Source organism: Pseudomonadota bacterium, from assembly GCA_018242545.1.
Taxonomy (GTDB): domain Bacteria; phylum Pseudomonadota; class Alphaproteobacteria; order 16-39-46; family 16-39-46; genus 16-39-46.
Genome location: JAFEBT010000029.1, coordinates 1 through 21,619, shown reverse-complemented (window position 1 = coordinate 21,619; position 21,619 = coordinate 1). Strand labels below are relative to the sequence as shown.

Annotated in this window: 17 protein-coding genes and 1 pseudogene; 15 read left to right on the top strand and 3 right to left on the bottom strand. The window is 34.3% G+C overall.

Going from position 1 to position 21,619, the window contains the following annotated elements:
* Positions 1 to 67: 67 nt before the first annotated feature.
* The 8 genes from JSS34_04935 to JSS34_04900 all read left to right on the top strand — a co-directional run bounded on the left by JSS34_04935 (position 68) and on the right by JSS34_04900 (position 7,120).
* Complete coding sequence (locus tag JSS34_04935; protein MBS0185669.1) at positions 68 to 424, top strand: hypothetical protein; 357 nt, start codon at positions 68 to 70, stop codon at positions 422 to 424.
* A gap of 218 nt (positions 425 to 642) precedes the next feature.
* A complete protein-coding gene (locus JSS34_04930) occupies positions 643 to 1,653 on the top strand; it encodes an NAD(P)-dependent glycerol-3-phosphate dehydrogenase (protein MBS0185668.1) in 1,011 nt (336 codons plus the stop codon).
* Positions 1,654 to 1,781: 128 nt separating this feature from the next.
* Positions 1,782 to 2,489 carry an ABC transporter ATP-binding protein gene (locus JSS34_04925; protein ID MBS0185667.1) on the top strand — a complete coding sequence of 236 codons (708 nt, stop codon included), beginning with the start codon at positions 1,782 to 1,784 and terminating at the stop codon, positions 2,487 to 2,489.
* 9 nt (positions 2,490 to 2,498) lie between these two features.
* Complete coding sequence (locus JSS34_04920) at positions 2,499 to 3,356, top strand: metal ABC transporter permease (GenBank protein ID MBS0185666.1); 858 nt, start codon at positions 2,499 to 2,501, stop codon at positions 3,354 to 3,356.
* Positions 3,337 to 4,284 carry a metal ABC transporter substrate-binding protein gene (locus tag JSS34_04915; GenBank protein ID MBS0185665.1) on the top strand — a complete coding sequence of 316 codons (948 nt, stop codon included), beginning with the start codon at positions 3,337 to 3,339 and terminating at the stop codon, positions 4,282 to 4,284. Before JSS34_04920 ends, JSS34_04915 begins: the two co-directional genes overlap by 20 nt.
* Before the next feature lie 281 nt (positions 4,285 to 4,565).
* The gene (locus tag JSS34_04910) at positions 4,566 to 5,333 is read left to right on the top strand and encodes a hypothetical protein (protein ID MBS0185664.1); all 768 of its coding nucleotides are present in this window, start codon (positions 4,566 to 4,568) and stop codon (positions 5,331 to 5,333) included.
* 190 nt (positions 5,334 to 5,523) lie between these two features.
* Positions 5,524 to 6,801, top strand: coding sequence for an O-antigen ligase family protein (locus JSS34_04905; GenBank protein ID MBS0185663.1), 1,278 nt, complete (start codon positions 5,524 to 5,526; stop codon positions 6,799 to 6,801).
* Positions 6,802 to 6,949: 148 nt separating this feature from the next.
* Positions 6,950 to 7,120, top strand: coding sequence for a YdcH family protein (locus JSS34_04900; protein ID MBS0185662.1), 171 nt, complete (start codon positions 6,950 to 6,952; stop codon positions 7,118 to 7,120).
* Positions 7,121 to 7,206: 86 nt separating this feature from the next.
* On the opposite strand, the gene JSS34_04895 is transcribed toward JSS34_04900, so the two are convergent.
* The 3 genes from JSS34_04895 to JSS34_04885 all read right to left on the bottom strand — a co-directional run bounded on the left by JSS34_04895 (position 7,207) and on the right by JSS34_04885 (position 14,373).
* A complete protein-coding gene (locus JSS34_04895; GenBank protein MBS0185661.1) occupies positions 7,207 to 10,665 on the bottom strand; it encodes a pyridine nucleotide-disulfide oxidoreductase in 3,459 nt (1,152 codons plus the stop codon).
* A gap of 176 nt (positions 10,666 to 10,841) precedes the next feature.
* Positions 10,842 to 13,325, bottom strand: a complete 2,484-nt coding sequence (locus JSS34_04890; GenBank protein MBS0185660.1) for a tetratricopeptide repeat protein — start codon at positions 13,323 to 13,325, stop codon at positions 10,842 to 10,844.
* Complete coding sequence (locus JSS34_04885; protein ID MBS0185659.1) at positions 13,222 to 14,373, bottom strand: helix-turn-helix domain-containing protein; 1,152 nt, start codon at positions 14,371 to 14,373, stop codon at positions 13,222 to 13,224. Before JSS34_04885 ends, JSS34_04890 begins: the two co-directional genes overlap by 104 nt.
* A 458-nt stretch (positions 14,374 to 14,831) precedes the next feature.
* Here JSS34_04885 and JSS34_04880 point away from each other — a divergent pair, with 458 nt between their 5' ends.
* The 7 genes and pseudogenes from JSS34_04880 to JSS34_04850 all read left to right on the top strand — a co-directional run bounded on the left by JSS34_04880 (position 14,832) and on the right by JSS34_04850 (position 21,374).
* Positions 14,832 to 15,008, top strand: coding sequence for a hypothetical protein (locus JSS34_04880; GenBank protein MBS0185658.1), 177 nt, complete (start codon positions 14,832 to 14,834; stop codon positions 15,006 to 15,008).
* A gap of 223 nt (positions 15,009 to 15,231) precedes the next feature.
* Positions 15,232 to 16,821, top strand: coding sequence for a hypothetical protein (locus JSS34_04875; protein MBS0185657.1), 1,590 nt, complete (start codon positions 15,232 to 15,234; stop codon positions 16,819 to 16,821).
* A 51-nt stretch (positions 16,822 to 16,872) separates the two neighbouring features.
* Positions 16,873 to 17,736: a sel1 repeat family protein gene (locus tag JSS34_04870; GenBank protein MBS0185656.1), complete on the top strand. Its 864-nt coding sequence runs from the start codon at positions 16,873 to 16,875 to the stop codon at positions 17,734 to 17,736.
* 100 nt (positions 17,737 to 17,836) lie between these two features.
* Complete coding sequence (locus JSS34_04865; GenBank protein ID MBS0185655.1) at positions 17,837 to 18,673, top strand: lasso peptide biosynthesis B2 protein; 837 nt, start codon at positions 17,837 to 17,839, stop codon at positions 18,671 to 18,673.
* The gene (locus JSS34_04860; GenBank protein ID MBS0185654.1) at positions 18,670 to 20,460 is read left to right on the top strand and encodes a hypothetical protein; all 1,791 of its coding nucleotides are present in this window, start codon (positions 18,670 to 18,672) and stop codon (positions 20,458 to 20,460) included. The genes JSS34_04865 and JSS34_04860 overlap by 4 nt, the downstream gene beginning before the upstream one ends.
* Positions 20,461 to 20,890: 430 nt before the next feature.
* Positions 20,891 to 21,088: pseudogene (locus tag JSS34_04855) on the top strand (type II toxin-antitoxin system RelE/ParE family toxin).
* 1 nt (position 21,089) lies between these two features.
* Complete coding sequence (locus JSS34_04850) at positions 21,090 to 21,374, top strand: helix-turn-helix transcriptional regulator (protein MBS0185653.1); 285 nt, start codon at positions 21,090 to 21,092, stop codon at positions 21,372 to 21,374.
* Positions 21,375 to 21,619 lie beyond the last annotated feature (245 nt).

Below are 21,619 nucleotides of genomic sequence, written 5' to 3'. Positions count from 1 at the left end.
GAAGTTGCATCCCCTCAATCTTCCTTTTTCTTTTTACTTACGCAGTAGGTCTATTAAAGATACTATATTGCCTACATTTAGGGTCAGTACAACTCGTATTGAATCAAAAACAAACTCTTATATATGGGCAAATACATACTATCCTACGGTCAGATCTCATCAGCAAACCGTGGAACCAACTTTCAGGCTTTCTTTCCTTTCCCTGGATAACTTTGTTCCCTATATTGAGTATGCAACGCATTGGATCGTTGATAGATCCCGCAGCGCAAGTACCGAACCGCGTAGAATGGGTCAAACCTTTGCGGCAGGCGGAAGCATTTTTTTCCAAAATCATTATCAAGTGGGATTTTTCTATGCACGAGATAAGTTAACCACACCCGGAAACAGAGATTATTTCTCCTTAAGACTTTCAAAAAGCTTTTAGACTTTTTGGGAAATTATTCTAATCAGAAGGAGTTGCCTGTTTTATGTTCTTATTTAAGTAATTTCCTTTAAAAAATTATAGATAAGATCTTCATGGTATAACCTCACTTTTTTAGAAGATCTTTAAAGTAAAACATTCTTTCTTTCTTGTTCATATTAGAGTATGAAAGAAAGAGTTTTCTTAACATCCTCTTAAACTTTTAAACTGAACGTTTTTACATGAACTTGACCCCTTCTCAAAAAATTGGAATCATTGGCGGAGGAGCATGGGGAACAGCTCTTGCAGAAGCTTACGCATTCTCAAAAAATGAAACTCTTCTCTATGTCAGAAATCCTGTTCTTGCTGAAGAAATTAACCAGACCCACGAAAACTCAGTTTATCTTAAAGGCCTCCCATTAAGTTTAAATTTAAAAGCATCTTCTTCTCTTAAAACTTTTGAATCTTGTGAGGTTCTTTTTTTAGCTATCCCAGCACAAGCGCTTCGCTCTGCTCTTATGGATCTCCTTCCTTTTTTGAAGAAAAAAAATCCTCCCCTTATCATCACCGCAAAAGGAATTGAATATACCTCAGGTTTTTTTATGAGCGAAGTCGTCCAGTCTATTTCACCTCAAAGTCCATTTGCAATTCTATCCGGTCCCTCTTTTGCCCATGAAGTTGCCGCACATTATCCAACAGCCTTAACACTCGGAGCTCAAAATCCAGACCTTTGTCTCTTTTTACAAAAAAGACTTTCAAATCCTATTTTAAGACTTTATACAAGTTCAGATATTTTGGGAATTCAAATTGGCGGGGCAATAAAAAACGTCATTGCCATTGCAGCAGGTATTGTCATTGGAGCTAATCTCGGAGAAAATGCTAGAGCTTCCCTGATCACAAGAAGCCTTTCTGAAATGAGTCTTCTTGGAAAAGCGCTCGCTTCAAATCCAGAGACCATCTTTGGACTTTCAGGACTTGGAGACCTTCTTTTAACAGCCATGAGTAATCACTCTCGAAATACCTCTTTGGGAATGGCTCTTGGAAAAGGATCAGATATTGATGTTATCTTAAAAGAAAGAATTAATGTGACAGAAGGTGTGCATACGGCCCGTTCACTCCGAATTCTCATTGAAAAGTTTAAGCTTGATCTTCCTATCTGCACGGCTGTATTTTCTATCTTAGAAAAAAAAGCTTCCATTCAAGATACTGTCGAGGCTCTTTTGGCGCGTCCTTTAAAAAATGAAACATCCTAAAAAAGGGTTATCTATGAAATCTCCCCTCTTTCAAAGCATTTGGCACCGTCTTTTTCTTGTTCTTATTCCCATCATGATGTTATGGCTTTCTATTTTTTGGGCTATTTAGAAAGATTTTTATGAAGAATATTCCTTCTTATCTTACGCTTGAAAATTTAACAGTCAGATATGGAGCTCATATTGTTTTAAAAGACATTATGGGAACATTTCAAAAAGGAAGCTTAACAGCAATCGTTGGCCCCAATGGAGGTGGAAAAAGCACACTTCTTAAAACATTAATGGGTTTTGTTTCTCCTTCTTCGGGAAACTTTTTAAATAGCGCGCCTAAGACAGCATACCTTCCACAACGCTCTCTAATTGATCTTGAATTTCCACTCACAGTTGAAGAAGTTGTTTCTTTTGGTCTTTGGCAAGAAATTGGTTCTTTTTATTCCTTTAAAAAAAGCCACAAAAATCTCGTTATAGAAGCGCTCAATGCTGTTGGCATGGAGAATTATAAAAAATCTCATCTCCAAACCCTTTCGGGTGGACAACTCCAGCGCGTTCTTTTTGCACGCCTTATTTTGCAAAATGCTGATCTGATTTTGCTTGATGAACCATTTACAGGTATAGACGCCAAAACAACACATGATTTGATGGTAATTGTAAAAAAATGGCACGCTGAAAATCGAACTATCATTGCTGTATTACATGATTTAGAGCTCGTTAAACGCCATTTTTCTGACACCCTTCTTCTTTCAACCAAAACCATAGGATGGGGATCAACTGAGAGCGTTCTAACACCTGAATCTCTCCACAAGATACATGTATGTTCTCATTCGTTTTCATTCATATAAGAGTTTTCTATGACCCAACTACTCTATGATTTTTTTCTAAGTCCTTTTCATTATTTATTTTTAAAACGGGCTCTTATTGGATGTTTTACACTCTCCTTAGGCTCTGCTCCTGTCGGTATATTTTTAGTTTTAAGACGCATGAGCCTTATGGGAGATGCTTTATCCCATGCAATTCTTCCAGGGGTTGCTGTTGGCTTTTTGATCGCTGGTCTTTCTTTACCCATCATGAGCTTAGGGGGGCTTCTTGCAGGTCTTCTTGTTGCTCTTTTAGCTGGAATGGTCTCTCGCTTTACACTCTTACAGGAAGATGCAAGCTTTGCTGGATTTTTTCTTATGTCACTTGCTTTTGGTGTTATGATTGTTTCAACAAAAGGAAGTAACGTTGATCTTATTCATGTTCTTTTTGGAACAATTTTATCAGTTGACGCGCTTTCTCTTATTCTTATTGGGGCTGTCACAACATTTACACTTTTAACACTTGCGATTATATATAGACCTTTTGTTCTTGAATGTTTCGACCCTATCTTTTTTAAATCCGTAGGAGGACAGGGCGGCATTTACCATCTTCTCTTTCTTTTTCTTGTTGTTGCCAATCTTGTTGTTGCCTTTCAAGCTCTCGGCACCCTCATGGCACTTGGACTTATGATGATTCCAGCTATTTCTGCACGTCTTTGGGCACGTGGAATCCTGACACTCTGTAGCGTTGCCTTTCTTATTTCATTTCTCTCGGGATATTTTGGGCTTCTCGTTTCTTATCATGGAAGTTTTCCTTCAGGCCCCTCGATTATCTTAATCGCTGGCCTCTTTTATGTCATATCCATCTTCTTTGGAAAATATGGCAGTCTTCGTGTTCATTTTTTCTCTTAAACCATCGAGCCACCTTATGATTTCTTTTAAAAAAATCTTTTTTCTCTTAATGTTTCTTTTACCAGGATGTGTTTGTGCACAATCTCCTCTTAAAGTTGTCTCAAGTTTTAGTATTCTCTCGGATCTCATTCAACAAGTTGGAGGAGATCATATCCTTCTTCAAACGATTGTAGGACCCAATGAAGATACACATGTCTATGAGCCAACCCCTAAAGATGCTCAACATTTAGCTGAAGCAGATTTAATTTTTATCAATGGACTTGGATTTGAAGGATGGATCGAACGATTGATTGAAACATCTGGGTATAAAGGAGAGGTTATAAATACTTCCGTACATATTCAACCGCGACATGATGCCCAAAAATGCGCCTGCTTACAAGGAAATCATTCCGTCTCATCTTCTAAAATAGACCCCCATGCTTGGCATAATATCCCCAATATTAAATCTTATATTAACGTTATTGAGAAAGCACTTTCCACCAAAGATCCTTTTCATCAAAAAGACTATGCCCGCAATGCAGAGCTCTACCAAAAAAAGCTTGATGAGCTTGATCAAAAGATTCAAAAAAACTTTAATTCTATCCCTAAAAATAAACGTGTTAGTATTACAACGCATGATGGATTTGGATATTTTGGGGATCATTACGGTATTCAGTTCCTCTCTCCTGTGGGGCTTAATACAGGTGCAGAACCTTCCGCAAAAACCATTGCACATCTTGTCGATTTCATTAAAAAGCATCACATAAAAATTTTATTTTTAGAAAACATCGCATCTTCAAAACTTATGCAGCAAATCGCTTCCGAAACAGGGGCTCGACTTGGACCCATCCTTTATTCCGATGCTCTTTCCGATGAAAAAGGTCCAGCTTCCACATATCTTAAAATGATGGAACATAATTCAATGATGCTAATTGAAGGCATGAATTGATATTAAAAAATCAGCGTTGTGTTCTCATTTTTAGGAGAAAAAGAAGAGTATTTTGGGAATTGTAAAATTGCAATTTTTTAAGATTATTACTAAGATTTTAAAGAGATCGTATTGTTTAACAAAGTAAAGATTTTTTGCTATATGTCATACTAATTAATTTGTTTTTATCAATATACATATGTTTTACCAAGGATCTCCTCTGATGAATATTATTTAAAAATCTCGCTCTCAAATCTTATTTCTGCTAGTTTTTTTTCTGATACAAGGCCTTATGTCCCTGGATGCCATGGAAGCTCCAGAATTTAATCGTCAGGTTTCTGCATGCACTAAGGAAAATCCTCGAACTTGAAGCTCTGATGGCAGTAACGACAACGACGAACAATGATGATGTTATAAGTAAGATACTTGGAACAAGCATACTTGATAAAAAAGATGCAGAATATAAAAGACTTGATCTATTATTTGCTCGAGAGAAATCAAGACTTACGGCTGAAAAAGAAGCTCAAGAAGAAAAAGAGAGAGAAACCCCAGAGGAGTATCAAAGGGTAATTGCTTATCATCAAAGAATGTCAGGTTTATTTAGTGATGTAAGGACCAAAGATCTTATAAATTACAAGATGTTAGCTCAAATGGAAGACTATCTTTTAGAAAGCAAGTCATTACAACCAGGACAAGGAAAATCTAAGTCTCCCCAACCCTCAGAAGAGCTTTCTTCTTGGTTAGAACACTTAAATTCTTATATCACAGAAAAAAGCTCTCATCTTGCTATTCTTAAACAGAAAAAAAGAGATTGTGAAAAAGATCAAATGGAAAAATTTGATTTATCCCTGGTTTATAATTTCGAATCGTATCCTTATTCTCTATCACATCTGAAATTAACACCTTATTGTATGCAAGACTCCCATCCAATATCAAAAAGACTTTATTATGTTAAACATGCATTCCTTCAAGAAATTGAAAGATTAGAGGCGGAGATTTTTCCGCTTGAGACAGAGATACCTTTTCTTCTTAACGTTCAGGCATATTTTCAAAAGATCGTTAGAAAGTAAAATAAAGACCTAAATTATTTTAACCATAAAAACCGGATGGAATATTTATTCTCCCGGTTTTTTTCATTTGCCGTCCTTATGCAAATATGTTTTAAAAAACTTAACCATATTTAAATTGTCATTTAAAAGAATAACCTTTCCCTCTTTTTGAGACCTTGATTTTTTTTAAAAGACTTTTTATGGTTTCTTCATGAAAAACTTCTTTAAATCTCTTAAAAACCCACTTCTTTGGCCATTTTGTCTTTTTGGTCCTATCGCTTATGGTGGCGGAAATGGTATTATTTTTCTTTTAGGATTTTTATGCATTTCTTTATTTTATAAGAATTTCTTTCTTCAGAAAAAGTCTTCTCGGTATGCTGGGAGTTGTTTTTGGGATTCTTTGAGATCTCTCTCTACTCCTTTCATTATTTTATTCTGCTTCTGGGCCTATATGTCTCTTACCATTTTCTGGTCATTCGAACCTCTTTATGCCCTTAAAACAACAGCCCGTTTATTTTGTCTTTTTCTTTTGACCTTAACATTGATCGTTCAACTTAGAAATCTTCCTTATGATCTTCTTGAAAAATGTCTTTCATGTTTTGTTATCAGCTGGGGCATCTTAATTCTCCTCCTTTTCTTAAGCCTTCTTCTAGATGTTATGGGAAATAAAAATGCTTGCATCCATGCGATCAATTTTTTTAAAAAGCCTTCTCAAATAACAAGACCAGCTCTTTTTGCTTCGCTTTTTTTCTGGCCAAGTTGTGCCTTTTTTATTTTTAAGACAAAGAAATTTTTCTTTCAAAAAAGATCGCTCCTCTTTCAAGAAACGCTTCTTTTAACTTTGGGGATAAGTATCATCTCTCTAACCTATTTTTTAAATATGGCAGCCTCTTCCCTTGGGCTTTTTTTAGGGCTGTGTGTTTATTTTTTCTTCAGGCTCTATCCTTTTTTCTTTTCCTCCTTTTTAAATACAATGATTGGACTTGGATTGATTTTTCCTTTTTGTACAAAGTATCTTTTTAATTCCTTTGCCTTTATTTCGCTGCATAAACCGAGTTGGGCTCACCGTTTGGTAATTTGGGATTTTGTTTCTAAGTTCATTAAACAATCTCCCTTCATAGGATGGGGTCTCGAAGCTTCACGATTCCTTCCCACATCCACAGTTGAGTTTTTTCTTCCAGAAAAACTATCCTCTCTCTCTTTAAATACCCTTCCCCTCCATCCTCACAATGCTTTTCTACAAGTTTGGCTTGAAGGAGGAGTCATCGGAGCTTTTTTACTTGCTTGTTTTCTATGGTCTCTTGTTTCTATTCTCAAAAAATCTTTTCCAACCTCTCAAGAAAAAGCTCTTTTAGGAGGAACATTTGTTACTTTTTTAATTCCTTTTTATGTCAGTTTTGGGATATGGCAAACCTGGTGGTTATCAACTCTATGTTTTATCACAATTCTTTGGTTTTTTCTAAAAAATAGAATTAAATCAAATAATTAATTATTTTTTCAACAATAACAAAGACCTAATTTTTGCCCCTCATTTTTTCTTTTTTCAGGAAACTTTTTTGTGTTAGCTTGTTAGAGAAGTCTAAAAATATTTATTAAGAAGTACGGCTTTTTTTAATTCTAACTTTCAGGAGGTTCTAATGTCTTTGTTTCATCGACTCAATGCTCTCAAACTAAAACATGCCCATCTTGAAAAATCAATTGAACGCGAACAAAAACGGCCTCTGCCAGATATTTCAACACTTCATCACTTAAAACGTGAAAAGCTTTGTTTAAAAGAAGAAATCCTAAAGCTATCAATTGCTTCTTAGTAAATAACTTTGTCCCTTTCTCCTTTGGAGGAATTCTCCCTATCCTCCCACCTGCCGCGAAATTTTTTAAGTTTCGCGGCTTTTTTTTAAAAAACTTTTAAAAATTCTCCCCACTGTAAAGCAATATCTTCCAATAAGTTATTTTGTTTAAGTCTATTCTTAAGACATTCAAAATCTACATAATCCAAAAGTTGATCTTGATTTCGACATGAAAAAATAATTGTCTCCAGCCCTGTAAGAGGATCATATTGCCGTTGGAGACATTGTGCACAAATCCCCTTCATCATACATTGCATAGGAGAATTGATACTTCCATAAGCATCTTTCTTGGAAGCTAAACAAGATTTTAACGTCTTGTTTCGTACATGAGATACAGCTTCCATCATTTCTTGAGATCCAACTGTTAAAATATAATCCACTTCCTCAAGGGAAATAGAAGGCTCTCCCATTTCCCCTTTCGCGTAGGCAATAAGGGCATCTGTCACCCTTCCTTGGAATACAAGGTCTTGAGGGCGCTTATGAACGTCTTTTTGTGATGATAAATCTTCCACACACCAAAGCACCGTATTTGCTGCGGCTTCAATTTCTTTTATCTTAAAACGATCTTTAAGAGACTTATAACCAGCAATATATAAAACCCGAGATCCACTTTCACGAAAGGCTTTTCCCACCGAAAAAAGAACAGCATTTCCAAGTCCTCCTCCAATTAAAAGAACTGTTTTTTGAGGAAAAATCTTTGTTGGCGAACCTGTTGGACCCATCAATGCAATGCGCTCTCCTTTTTTAAAGAGACGACACAATTTTGTAGAAGCTCCTACTTCAAGAACAATTAAGGATAACGTGCCGGATTGAGGGCAAGCTGATGCTCCTGTTAAAGCGATACCTTCCATTGAAAATCTTGTTCCATCTCTATGAAGTGAAAACGCCTCATACCTTTGAAGACGAAAAAACTGCCCTGGTTGAAAAGCACGTGCTGCATGAGGCGCATGAACTGTAATTTCAAGAATATTCGGGGCAATTTCTTGAAGGTCAACAATAGAGGCTTCAAATAACTTTTTTATTTTTGTCGAAAAATCTTCTCTCTCTTTCTTTGGAAAAGAATTTTTTCTCATAAGATGGTCAATAAGAGGAGCACCTTCTTTTGCCGAGGCCATGGCTTTTACAACACTTCCTGAGAATTTTGGATTCAAATCTCCCAAAAAACTCATCGAAAGGCCTGCTGACATTTGACATATAAGAGGAGCATAGGATTCTTGTCGTTCTTTTTCTAGCAAGTCCTCTTTTAACAAAGGAATGAGCTGGCCGTTTTTTAAAGGCAAAGAAACTTCACCAGCTTCTATAATGCTTGTATTAGGACGTGTTCCATAAGCGACTAAAATTGTCTTCACGGGACGCGTTAATGTTTTTTCTTTCTGTTGAAACATCATTTCCGAGAGCCAGTCGGTCTCGTCCAACTTTAGAGAAAGAATCTCTATATTTTCTAAAAAACAAATTCCTTCTTCAAAGGCTTTCTTAAGCTCTTCGGCATTAAACCGATAGGCCGGCGCTTCTTCCAAAGAACGTCGATAAGCAACATGAATACCTCCCCAGCTTTGTATAAGTTTATGAAAGTTTGGAGCTCTTCCTTCAGATTTAGCCCTTTCTTCTTCTTGTCTAAAAAGAATTCCATGTTGAATAAACTCCGCTGCAATTTCCTTATCTTCAAGATCCCAAAACTTCTCCACACATTCTTTTCCCTTTTCTCTAAGAAGCGTTTCATACCTGATTAAAAATGTCTCAACTTGACCCCTATAATAAGCTTGTGCTTCTGTTGCTGTATCAACAGCTGTAAGTCCGCCTCCTAAAACAATAATTGGGAGCCGTATAACAAAGTTTGTTAAAGAATTTTTTTGCGAAGCACCTCCTAAATGTAAGGTCATTAAAAAATCAGATGCCTGCCGGATCCCTTTTGCTAAGCTTTTTTCAAGTTTTAAAAGCCGAGGTTCACCAGCTCCTAAACATAAAGAAATATGATTAAACCCGAGTTCCAAAGCATATTTCTCGTCAAAAGCACCCCCAAATCGTGTGCTTCCAAGAAGCGTAAATTGAGATTTACGTCTCTCTAAAAGAAGTCGAATCAAGAGTAGGTAATTTTTATTCCATCTTGAGGTGATTCCATATTCCATAACCCCTCCAAAACCGCCTATAAGACGTTCTGAGAGGTTAGAAAAAAGATCTTTTACATCTTTTATCAATTCAAAATCAAACTCTTTTTCATGTCCGATAAGAGAAGAAGGTAAAGGCTCAATTTTTAGGCCGTCTATTCCAACAATCGTATGGCCTTGGTTTAAAAGATAATGACTCAATGTAAAACCAGCGGGCCCCATTCCAACCACTAAGATTTTGTAGTGGGTTAGAGCTTTGGGAAGGATGTTTTTTATATTTAAAGGGTTCCAACGTGTTAAAAGACTATAAATCTCAAATCCCCAGGGAAGCTCAATGACATTTTTAAAAACTTCTGTTTCAATATTTGGAATATCAACACTTTCTTGTTTTTGATAAATACAACTTCTCATACAATCATTGCAAATACGTGCTCCTGTTGCAGCGACAAGGGGATTATCAATGATAACCATAGCAAGAGCCCCAAGCATATATCCTTCTGAAACAAGCACGTTCATTTCAGAAATTTTTTGTTTTAAAGGACAGCCTTTAAGCTCAACTCCCAAAGGGTTTTTTTGAAAATTTTCATTAAGTTCCTTTTTCTTATTTTCATCAATTTGATCATCAAAAGAGACTGCAGCTGATTTCTCTTTTTCTGGAAACCCTTTTGAACACCAATCTTTCCCTTGTTTATGGCAAAAAATACAATAATGGGCCTCCCCACAGGCATAAGCACTATTCTTCCCAAAGTCTGTCAAATCAAATCCTGAACGAGATTTAAGAAATTCCGGTGAAAGCTTTCTTTCTCCTTCTCTTTCAGAAGATGTTTCAATCAAATTTTGAAAATCAATCTTTTGAGGAACACGAAAAAGTTGTGCAGATAAACTAAGAGGGTCTTCTTTAATATGAAAAACACGCCATGCTGTATATTTCTCAGCAAGGTCAATCTCCTTCTCATAATCATCAGCTTCCTTTAGGCAATGGAGAATATACTCTGAAAAGGCAAGAGCGTTAAATTCTTTTATTTTCATATGAGAGAGAAGATGTTTTTCAAGCACAAGCCCCTCAAAATCTTTACTTTCTTCCGCGGAATATTTTTTAAGAGCCCGTCTCTGTACAAAAAGGCGCCTACATTGAAAAAGGGGAGCCAGATTTGAAAGGCTTTTTTGAAGATCAAAAACCTCCTTTTCAATGGAAAAAATCTTTGCTAAGAAACTTTCTACAAAAGGAGCCAATTCTAGAAGAAGTTTACTTTCTTCTTGCGGGCTTATCTCTTTCCCAAAACGTACACTTTCATACGCCTCATAAAGCACACATGAAGCGTCTTTTAAAAATATTAAAAAGGCCTTATCAATTTCTTGAAGACCTTCTTGTGTATATAGGTTCTGAGTTGAGAAATTCACTTGATTAAAAGAAGTATTTTAGGGTTAAAAACAATTATATACTTATACCCTTTTTTAAAAATGGGCCATAGAATTATTTTAAATGATATGCATTCCTAACACATGAACCAATGCTCACACAACCTAAGGTCTCGAAATCTATTTTTTTTGAGCGTCATGGTCTTATTTATTTTGTATCAATTTTTTATCTCTTTTTTGGCTTGATGCAACAAATCTAATTTAGATTTAATCCGTTTAATATGAATGGACTCACCAGGATAAATTGCTTTAGAAATCTCTAACGCTTGAGATAAGTAATATTCAGCTTTTTTTCTCAGATCTATAACTTCTTGCACTTTTTCATTTTTTTGAGCTTCTTGAGCTTTTTCCATATAAAGTTCCGATAAAGCCTCGAAAGACCAATGACAACTTGGATGCTTTTGATAGGTTTCTAAAGCTTTTAACATATAAGTTTGAGCTTTATCAAATTTATGATTCAGCCTATATAAAACACCCATATTATTTAAAAGATGGGCTTTCTTAATGTATGATACATTTTCATTCTTTTCATAAATTTTCTTGCTCTTTTCATAACATTCCAAGGACTTTTCAAAGTCTTTTAAAGAAAGATATAAATCTCCTAATTCTAATAAAATATGACCTATACTTGTAGAGGTTTCAGATAAATTTTTCTTATACATTTCGTAAGATTGTTTATGAAGTTCTTCAGCTTTTTTGTAGTAACCAAGTCCCGCGTAAGCCTTTGCTAAAGATTTTAAAATCCATGCTATTTCTTCATGATGAGGTGTATGGATATATGCCTTTTCATAAACTTTAAGAGCTTCCTCTAGACTCTTTTTAGCTTTTTCATATTCGCCAATATCCGTATAAATTTTTCCTAAATGAACCGAGGCCCATGCTGTCCTAAATTGATTGGAAACATTTTGTGTTTTGTAACAGCTTACGCCTTTTTCCAAGAACGAAAGAGCACTTTTATAATCCCCTAAATTTCTATAAGATTTCCCTAAATCGACCAAATTCCGAGCATACCATATATGATTTTCTAGTGCATGGGTTTTAAAAATAAGATTTGCTTGTTTAAGTATATTTTTTGCAGTTATTGCCTTGTTTTTGACATTTATATAAGCATTTCCAAGATACGTTAAGTGAGTAGCGATTTTCAAATAATGCGCTGGAAAATATTTTTTAAAAAAGGAAACGCTCTGAATATTATAATTTATCCCGTTTTCAAGATCTCCCAAACATAAGTAGACATACCCTAAACAAGAAAGACGCAATCCAAGTTTAAGAGGGTGTTGATTTTGCTTATTAAGATAGTCGATTGACTGCTGCAAAAAAGCTTTAGCATCCTCATATTGACCATTATAGAAATAAATAGACCCAAGCTCACCTTTTAGAGAGCTCATAATGTCAGAAGTTAATAGAAATTCATGGTGCAATATTTTTTCACAATGACTCAACATAAGAAGCATTCTTTCGATGTCTTCTTCCTCAATGATGCTATCTAGATAATGCGCCACTCTAAAAAAAACGAACTCTAGATTTTTTCTATTTTGTTTTAAATTAAGAACTTTTATAAGATACACAAAGATAATATCTTGTGTAATTCGATGGAGAGAAAAAGCATCAAATTGGCCTGAGTTATTTGTAATAAATGAAAATTTTTTCATCTCATATAAAAATTGATTTACAATTGATTTTGAATAAAGGTGTTCAAGAAGTTCTTTTGGAATGTTTTGAGAATTCATAAAACTAATTAAAAGTAACAAGTTTTTAAAGTTTTCATTAATTTCAATAATTTTCTTTAAAGACAAGGTAATTATACGATATCGTGTTTTTGTATAGTAACTTGTCTCTTTTAAGAGATTTTCTTGAGTTTCGTTAAATTCTTCACTGTGTTCATTCAGTTGTTTTAAATATTCTTCATATGTTAGATTAAATATTTGAATATGCCGAGCTGCTGTGGTTACATCTAAAGGAAAGAGAGGTATATGTTTTAGAAATTGAAAGGCTTCTTCTCTTTGATGCGGCGATAATTGTGAAAGGGTACAATTATATCTCAGAAGTACAAAAAGAGTAAGCGCATCGTTAGGAGATAATTCACCAATCTCTATGATATCGTTCCAGGATACGGAATCAGTTTCTTTAATATGTGTATTGCGCGTCGTGATAATGACTTGTCCTTGGCCCCACACTTGCGCGTTTTGAGGAAGATAACCTGCAACAAATGACCAAGTATCAACATTGTCAAAAATAAGCATCCAATTTGGGTTTTCTCTAAAGCAGACTTTTATAAATTCCAAACGCTCTCTTTCTTTTTCTTCTATATTTTGAAGTGCTTCTATAGAGGCAAGAGTCTCTTTCTGTTGCGAAGTTTGGGCAAGTACTCTTGATAATTCTTGAAATGAACTTCTGAGAGATAATAAAGTTTCTGCATTAATTTCCCAAATGAAAGCTTTTGGATGAGATTGTTTCCATTCTCGCCCCCACATACGTGCAAGCGTGGTTTTTCCAGCCCCTCCCATGCCAACAATTGCAAGAGTGAGTATTTCCTTATTATTGTGAACATGTTGCTTTAATTGTTCTATTAATTTTTTCTCGTTTAAGTAAAATCGACTTATTGGGGAGAAGAAGATCTGAGAAAACAGGTTGTTTTTCATGAAAGACTCTCTTTTCATTTTCATATGAAGGTAATTTTAAATTTAAAAATATCGAACAGAAGCCAATACCTAATATTGTTCCCAATAAAATAAAAATCTTTTTCCTCAGAGACTGCCCTTTTATTCTATAAAAAAAGGCTAAAATTTTTCTTCTTGAAGAGTAAGATTTCTTTTCTGTTAAAGGAGGAAGCAAACTTTGTGAGAAAGAGATTGGTTTATAATTTTTTTTAAATTCTTCAATATTTTGTTGCAAGTAAGGTGAATCTGGAACGACTTTTTCTAAAAGCTCCATAAGAAACAAATAGAAATTATACCTGTTTTTAGAAAAAGAGATTTCTGGAAGCAAAGATGAAGAAGATAAAAAAACAATTTCTTGGTTTTCTCTTCCTTCTAAGTAAATATTTTCCGAAGAAAAAAGAGAGAGAGGTTTCTGATTTCTTATTTTTTTAGTATCTTCTTGTGTCATTAAGTATATATTTTTACAAACTGCCTCTGATGTTAAAAATAAGCTCTCAAGGGGTTTATTAATATTAAGAGAAACTCTTAGACCTGCTAATTTTAAATAATATTCTAACGATTTTATAAGTTCTAAAATAGGTGTGTTTATATAGGTACAAAAAATATATAGGTACAAAAAATATATAGGTACAAAAAATATATAGGTACAAAAAATATTAATGTGCAAATTTTGAGAAGAGAGTATTGGATTAAGATTACGAAGAACATTTATAATCTCAAAATGATTTTCTAAGATTCTATAATGGTATTTTAAGAAAGGCCCAATAGAAGTATTTTTGATAAAATCTTTAATTTCTTCTGTCGTCGCAACGTTTAATTTTCTTCTAAGTGTATAGAGCTGACTTTCAATCGTTCGATGGGAACTTTCTTGTAAAAATCTACTTATTTTCTTTGAAAGATGCGTTAAACTTGGTTCTTCATTTAAACAGGCAAGAATATCAATTTCTCGAGACGTAAGTTCTATATCCTTGATTTGAGATAAATACAAATTATGAATATTTGGTTGACATTTAGAAGTTTCAGCTTGCATCAGAATGCTGCCCATACTTAATAATGAAGGTAATCAAAACTCATTTAATTTTTTAATCATCTATTTTAAAAAATAATTTTATCTTCTTAAGAAATTATACTTCGATTAACACATTAAAGCGAGAGATAAGTTATAAACCAAAATGTAACCTTATACATTTAAAAAATATTTAATAGAACAAATTATAGTACTTTTTAAGAATATCTTAAGCTCCAATATATTATTTTCTTTCCTTTTGTTTCTCTTTTTCAAAAGAATTTTTTGTAATCAAGATTAGAATCAAACTTTCCAATCAACGAAAAAACTCTACTTAAGTGACATACTTAAGTACGCTGTTCCTTTGCCTGTTTAAAAAAACAAAAGATAAACTCTTTCTTAAGATCACAAGTGTAAAAATGTAAAAACCAAGAGCTCATCAAAATACAAAGCTCTAAAACTTAGGAAAGAAAGGATGCAAAATGACACACAAAATAAAACATAAATCAGAGACTACAAAGAAAGACGCCTCCAAAAATCACGCTAAGGATTTATTCAACATAATCATTGAAGATGCTTCAACAATTACAAAAGGGGGTGCTCCTTCGGGAGATTTTGATGATCCTTACATGCCAAAACCTTGGACTTACAATTGGTAATGGCCTCCTGAGGAAATCTCCCTTTTTAGTTCAAAACATGAAAGGGAGATTTCTAAGCTGCCAATAAGCTTAGCGCCTCTGTTCGTATAAATCAAAATTAGGGAGGAAGGAGTTTCATTAAATGAAAAATTTAAAATCCTTTAACACCAAAAGATCATTCGTTTTCATTTTGGCTTTTTTAAATATAGGTACTCTGACATGTATTCCAGAGGAGGTTTTATCTATGCAAAATGCAAATATAAATTTTAAATACTCGGGCATATTTGATGAGGGAATTTATGACTTAACACCGATACCTGTTCCACATTCATCTGAATCCGCAAGAAGAGGACCACCCCGTGCCGTGCCACCCCATGCGACTATTGTTGCTATCCCTCCGCATGATAATGAGTTCATTGAAGACCCTGTCCAGCTTCTTCATGCTAACAAAAGAGCACAGTTAGGATTAAGATATGGGGAAAGCCTTCAATCCTTAATCATCACATATAATGACCTTTTATCAGATGATGATAGGCATTTCATGAGTCAAATCTTTGATTCCGGTCGACGAAATATTTTGAGCGCTCCTTTCACCTTATTTTATCAACTCTATGGATTAGTAGAACGTTTCTTTGGCATTAGGGAAGAAGACCGTTGGTCAACAAGACGTCTTAGAGAAGGCAAAAAAATGGATAATACTCATATTGAGCATGATCTTTTTAAATTAAAGGTCGATCTCGAACAAAGAAGGAGGGGTCTTCAATTTGAAGCTATAAGACCTCTTGAAGAAACCTATATGCGCAGAAAAAGAAGTATTGATCTTTCTCTCCAAAGACAAATTGAAAGATCCTTATTACTCTTTCGTGAAAGTGAGGGATATTATTCTGAAATGGAAAGAAGATTTGTTCTTGATGCTCTCGCATTACCCACAAAAGTGAAACCTTTGATAAGACCAAGTGGCCCTGAAAAAGAAGCTGATCTGGCACGCTTGATACAAGGAGTCGAACAATTATTTTCAACGTTTTCTCCTGATATTAGAAAAGAATTTTCAGAAATTGCTTATGAAATGGCAATGCATTCTCTCTCAAAAGGAACCTCCTTACGAACAATTCGTTTTGTATGGGGGGAACCAGGGGGCGGAAAAACAACCTCCATTCTTAATTTTGCCAAATTTCTAGGGCTCCCATGCTTTCTTTTTACAATAAGTAGCCAAGAAGATCTGTCAAAAACCAGCATAGAAGGAACGGATAGATTCACTTCCGTAAAAGGATCGGACCCCCTTGGTTGGCTTATCAAACCTTTATTTACAGCAGTGTCTTCAGATGATTTACAAACATATCGAAATGCTATCCTTCTTATTGATGATATCGACATGGAAATGAGTACCAAAGAAGCTTTATCAGTTTTAAAGCATTATATGGACCCTTTAATGAGCAGCATAAGAAGTCCTTATTTTGGGTGCAATATTGATCTTAGATACATGAGTATATTTGTAACATCTAACAAATCTATCCCTCGTGATCCTAAGTATAGATCCCTTAAGTCTCGAACGAAGCAAAGACATTTTCTTTCTTCTCCACTTACAGAAGAATCTGAAGTTTTAAAAAGATATGTTCATCAATCAATGGAATCAAATGATTTATCTATGGAGAACTTTTCCCAATATTCTTCTCTGATTATTAGGCATGCAAAAGCCACTCTTAAAAAAGATCATCAAATCCCTGATTTCCGTAACATGCAACGATCCATTGATGAAAGTATTATCAAAATTAAATTAGATGCCCTTAGAAATGGAGGACAAATAGACATAGAGCAAAGCCTTGGACCTATTTAAAGAAATAAATATTGAATTGTCCCAAATAGATTCTGAAAGGAGCTGTGGAAAATGAAATCTCTATTCCTAATTTTTAAATGGATTTTATGTGCCCTTTTAATTTTAATATATACCTCATCATTCGCTTTAGAAGGCGCCGAAGACGCGATAGACACATTATATCATCACCTTGGCGTTAAAAATAAATTAGAGTTTTCAGAATTACCTTATGGTTTTGCAGATTCAAATCCTGGAATATCTTCCCGACTCAACAAACCCACTCTCCAAAAAATAGAAAATGCAGCTCTGCATGATAATAATTCTTATGCTCAATGGGTTATAGGAAAATTATATGAAGTCAAACTCAAGAGGGTTTCTGATCAGCACCCTCTTCAAACAGCACAGAAGTTTTATACTCTGGCTGTTTCTCAAAATTTCCGAGAAGCAGAGTTTGATCTAGGAAATATGATTCGAAACGGCTTTAATAAAGATCCTTCTGAGTATCAATGGGAGGATCTTATCACCCAATCTGCACAATCTGGAGAACCCAGAGCTCAAACTATGATGGCTCTTTATTGCACGCCAAATCTTTTGGAAAAAACATCTCTTCTCGAAAAAGCTGAAGCCCAAAATTATGCGTATGCCGCTTTTAATCTTGGAAATGAATTTTATAATCTTGCTTCTGAAGACGTTACGGATGGAAGGTCTTACATAGAAAATTTATCCCACGCTTATGCTCATTATAAAAAAACTGTCCAAATCCTTGATCAATGGGGCCTTAAAAACTGTGGACATATTTGTAATCATATCCATGGAGAAGGGATTTCAGGATGGTGGAGTGGATTAGGACATGTCAAAATTTATGAACATGCATGTTATCTTCGTTCAGAGTCACAAACTAAATTAAACCGAATGACGCCGTGTGAGATTTTATAAAACATCTTCTTTTCGTTTATTTTCTTAAACTTCTCTGCATCAGAGCTTGATATTCAGGGTCTTTTATTCAGAAAAAACGCTTAATTTTTTGAGGCACCATATGACAAGAAAAATAGAGATCTTCAATAAAAACAATACCCTAAAGAAACATTTTTTTCATTTGGAGGAACATATTTACCTTTCCATTTTTCAAAATGAGGCAATTTTATTAAATATCAAAAAAAATACATATCAAATCTTGCAAAAAGAAATTTCTGAAACGTTGTGTTGTCTTATTGAAAATGCTTTTTATCGGAAAGGAGCATCATATGAAATTGCAACCCCCTTAAAATTACCCTTTCAAAAGAAAGAATTTAATCAATTTATCTCTCAGCTTATAAAAGAAAACATTATTAAAGATGAGGCATACAATTTTCCTTATCCTTTTAAAATAGAAAAAAGAATTCACTCATCCGGAATCTATTGCCCTACCTGGCGTCTTTCCATAGGTAAAACATTTGGCGCCTCTTGCGTAAAAATGATCTTAGAAAGTTTAATTATTCTTTCAAAAGTTCATTTTTATTCCAAAATCAGAAAATTTTATGGTCTCGTTATGTCTCTTAAAATACACAAACAGAAATATGAACGGGTTTTTTTATATCCCTCAGTATATCCCTCATCTGACAACATCAAAATTCTCATAAATTCCCTCAACAAAGCGTGTCTTATTTATCCAAAAGAAACAAAATGTTTAGAATGGTCAACTGCCCTCGTTTTAATGGCTTTAAAAAGAGGATGGAAATTTAATTTATGTGTTGGTGTCCAAAACTATCCTTTTATAGCCCATGCCTGGGTAGAACATTGTGGAAAGATCCTCTCTGATACATCAGATTTTCCAGAAGATTTTTCTCCTATTTTAAAAGAACCTTTTAGAGATAAAAAGGAGACCCTAATATGATATTTGCGGGGATTTTATGGGGGAAAAATGGAAAAAATTTAGAAACTCAATATCTTTTAAAAAAGGTCTTTTCTTCTCTTTCAAAAGACTCTTTGGAGCACTATGAAAATAATTTCATGTCTCTTTGGCTTGTTCACAAAGGTTATAACCAAGTGATTTCATGTGAAAATATCCTTTGTTTAGGGCGCGCTTTTAATAAAAAAGACAATGCCCCTCTTACAAAAAAAGATCTCGTTTTGAGTCAAACTAAAAATTCTTATACTTTTTCAACAGAGAATTGGGGTGGATATCTTTATTTTCAGTATGATTCCATTTTAAAAAAAACATCTGTTTTGCGTGAACCCACAGGCCAACTTGATTTTTTTTATTTTGCTCTTCCAGGTGGAGATATCCTATTTTCTTCAAAGATATTCCTTATTTTTGATATTCTCTCTCTTCCAATATCTTATAACTGGGATTCCATCAATTTTTATTTAGCTTACGGCGGAAATTCTATCAAACAAATCCCCTTTTCTGACATATTTGAACTACCACCTGGATACAATTTAACCTATAATGGAGACATTCTCTCCATGGACATTTCTTGGAACCCACTCGCGTCAGCCTCAAAGATTTTATCTGATGTATCTTTAGCAGAAATACTTTGCTCTTCCCTTGCTGTTTGGACAGACCCATATAAAGATCTTGTTCTTTTTTTATCGGGAGGGCTTGATTCAACATCCCTTCTTTATTGCCTTAAAAACAACCTCCAACAAGGACAAACTCTACGGATTTTTAATCATTATTCTTCTTTCTCAAAATCTTCGAATGAAACAGAGCATGCAAAACGCTTATCTCAAGAGTTAGGAGTTGAGTTTATAACTCATGATTGGTTTCACGATCTTCCCTTTAGCGATATTACCCCTTTAAAAACAAAGCCAAATAGAATTACAACCACCTTATTTTCGACATCTTACCATAAAAATCTCTTTGAGAGACTCCATATAAATCAAGAGACTTCTCTTGTTCTAAGTGGAGCAGGAGGTGATTTTATATTTATGGGCATTCCTCCAATTCCTTCAATCGTGGATTGTTTCTTTGAAAAAGGGTTTTCAGCAACTTTAGATAAAATGTCTCAACTTGCTATTTTTTATAGAATCCCTTTTTATTCTGTATTAAAAGCGGCTCTTGTTTCGATATATCCTTATTTAGGGTATTTTAAATTTGAAAAGCTTAGAAAAAAAGAAATCGAAAAATCCTTGTTTATAAGAGAAAATTATCCTCCCTGGTTAAAAGAAAAAATAGAAATTACAGAAGAAAGAAAGTTGGCCCACCCCTTTATTTATTCAAAAAATATTTTTCCAGGAAAAGCACTTCACATGCAATTTGTGATTGATGCTGTTTCAACAATCTATCCTGATACACATCTCTATAAAGAGTGTTATTGTTATCCCTTATTATTTCAACCTTTTATAGAAGCTGCTTTTTCTATTCCTTCTTACAATTTATATACAGCTGATTATGATCGTTATCCATTAAGAGCCGCCATGAGCAAATATTTTAGAACCTCTCATGTATGGAGAAAAGATAAAGGATGTAATACAGGTGCTATGCAAGCCGCTTTTAAGTATAATCTTAAAAATATAATGACTATGTGCCTTGACGGAATATTAGCGGACAATAAGGTTATAGATAAAGATATTTTAAAAAGATATATTTTAGATATTTCCGCAGGAAAAAATGAAAAAATAGTTCCTCTTCTTTATACAATATCAACAGAAATATTTTTACAAGCTTGGAAAAAATAAAATGCTTCTTCCCTCTGGCTAAAGAACATATACGTCCAGAGAAGTGATGTAAAATTGAAAAAAGGCCTCTTGAATGGAGCCATCCGCTAGCTCAAGCGAATCCCCTTGCTTGTCTCATATCTTTCTGGACTTTTACAACCTAGCAAATTTTCTAAAATAGAAAAAGGTGTTGGGTCTCATAAAATTAACCTCTGATTTTATTTTCAGCACCCTTCTCTATTTTAGAAATGTATCTGATAGAGACGACCCAATGACCTGGTTAAAAATGACACTTGAAAAAATTATAGCAATTAAGCTATACTCCATAAAATGAAGTGGAAAATTGTCGTTCACCCAAAAGCTCTCTATGAAATTAATCAACTGCCTGTTGAAATGCGGACTTAAGCTTACACGTCTTCTTGAGATTATGTAAACAGTAGGTCCCTTTGAAATGCGAGAACCTCATGTTAAAAATTTAGGGAATAAGTTATGGGAAATACGGTTAAATGGATGAGATGGTATTTAAAGAGTAATTTACTGTATTCTTATGGAAAAAAAAATAAAGCTTCTCCATGCTTTTATTAAAAAGACTCAGAAAACCCCTAAAAAGAGTATGGAATGCGCTTTAAGAAGATTTGAGGAGGTTTAAAATGACGAAAGATATTAACTTTAATGACATTAAAAATCAGTGGATGAAAGATCCAAAATTTAAAAGTATCTATGAGGGTTTAGAGTTAGAGTTTCAACTTGCATTAGAGCTTGTTAAAGCACGCGCTGCTGCAGGACTATCTCAAACTGAAGTTGCCTCTAGAATGGGAACTACACAATCTGTAATCGCACGATTAGAATCCGGGAAAACATTACCAAGTATAAGAACACTTTATAAATATGCAGAAGCTATCGGTAATCATTTAAATGTAAGTTTTCGGGCTTGAAAGAATGAAAATCTCCATTGCTCTTGGTTAAAAGGAAATCATCCTAAAGCCTTTCGAAAACTTTTTTAAAATTATTTTCATTTCCATTGCGTTGATGACAATTGGAAGATAACATTAAACACAAAGATTTGTGAACTGTTCTAAAAGTCTTTATTTAAAAGGCTTTTTGAAGAAAGAAGATCATATTCCGCAACAGACTTAAAATCTGTCGACCAATGGTCGTGCCAGTTCGAGTCTGGCAGCGG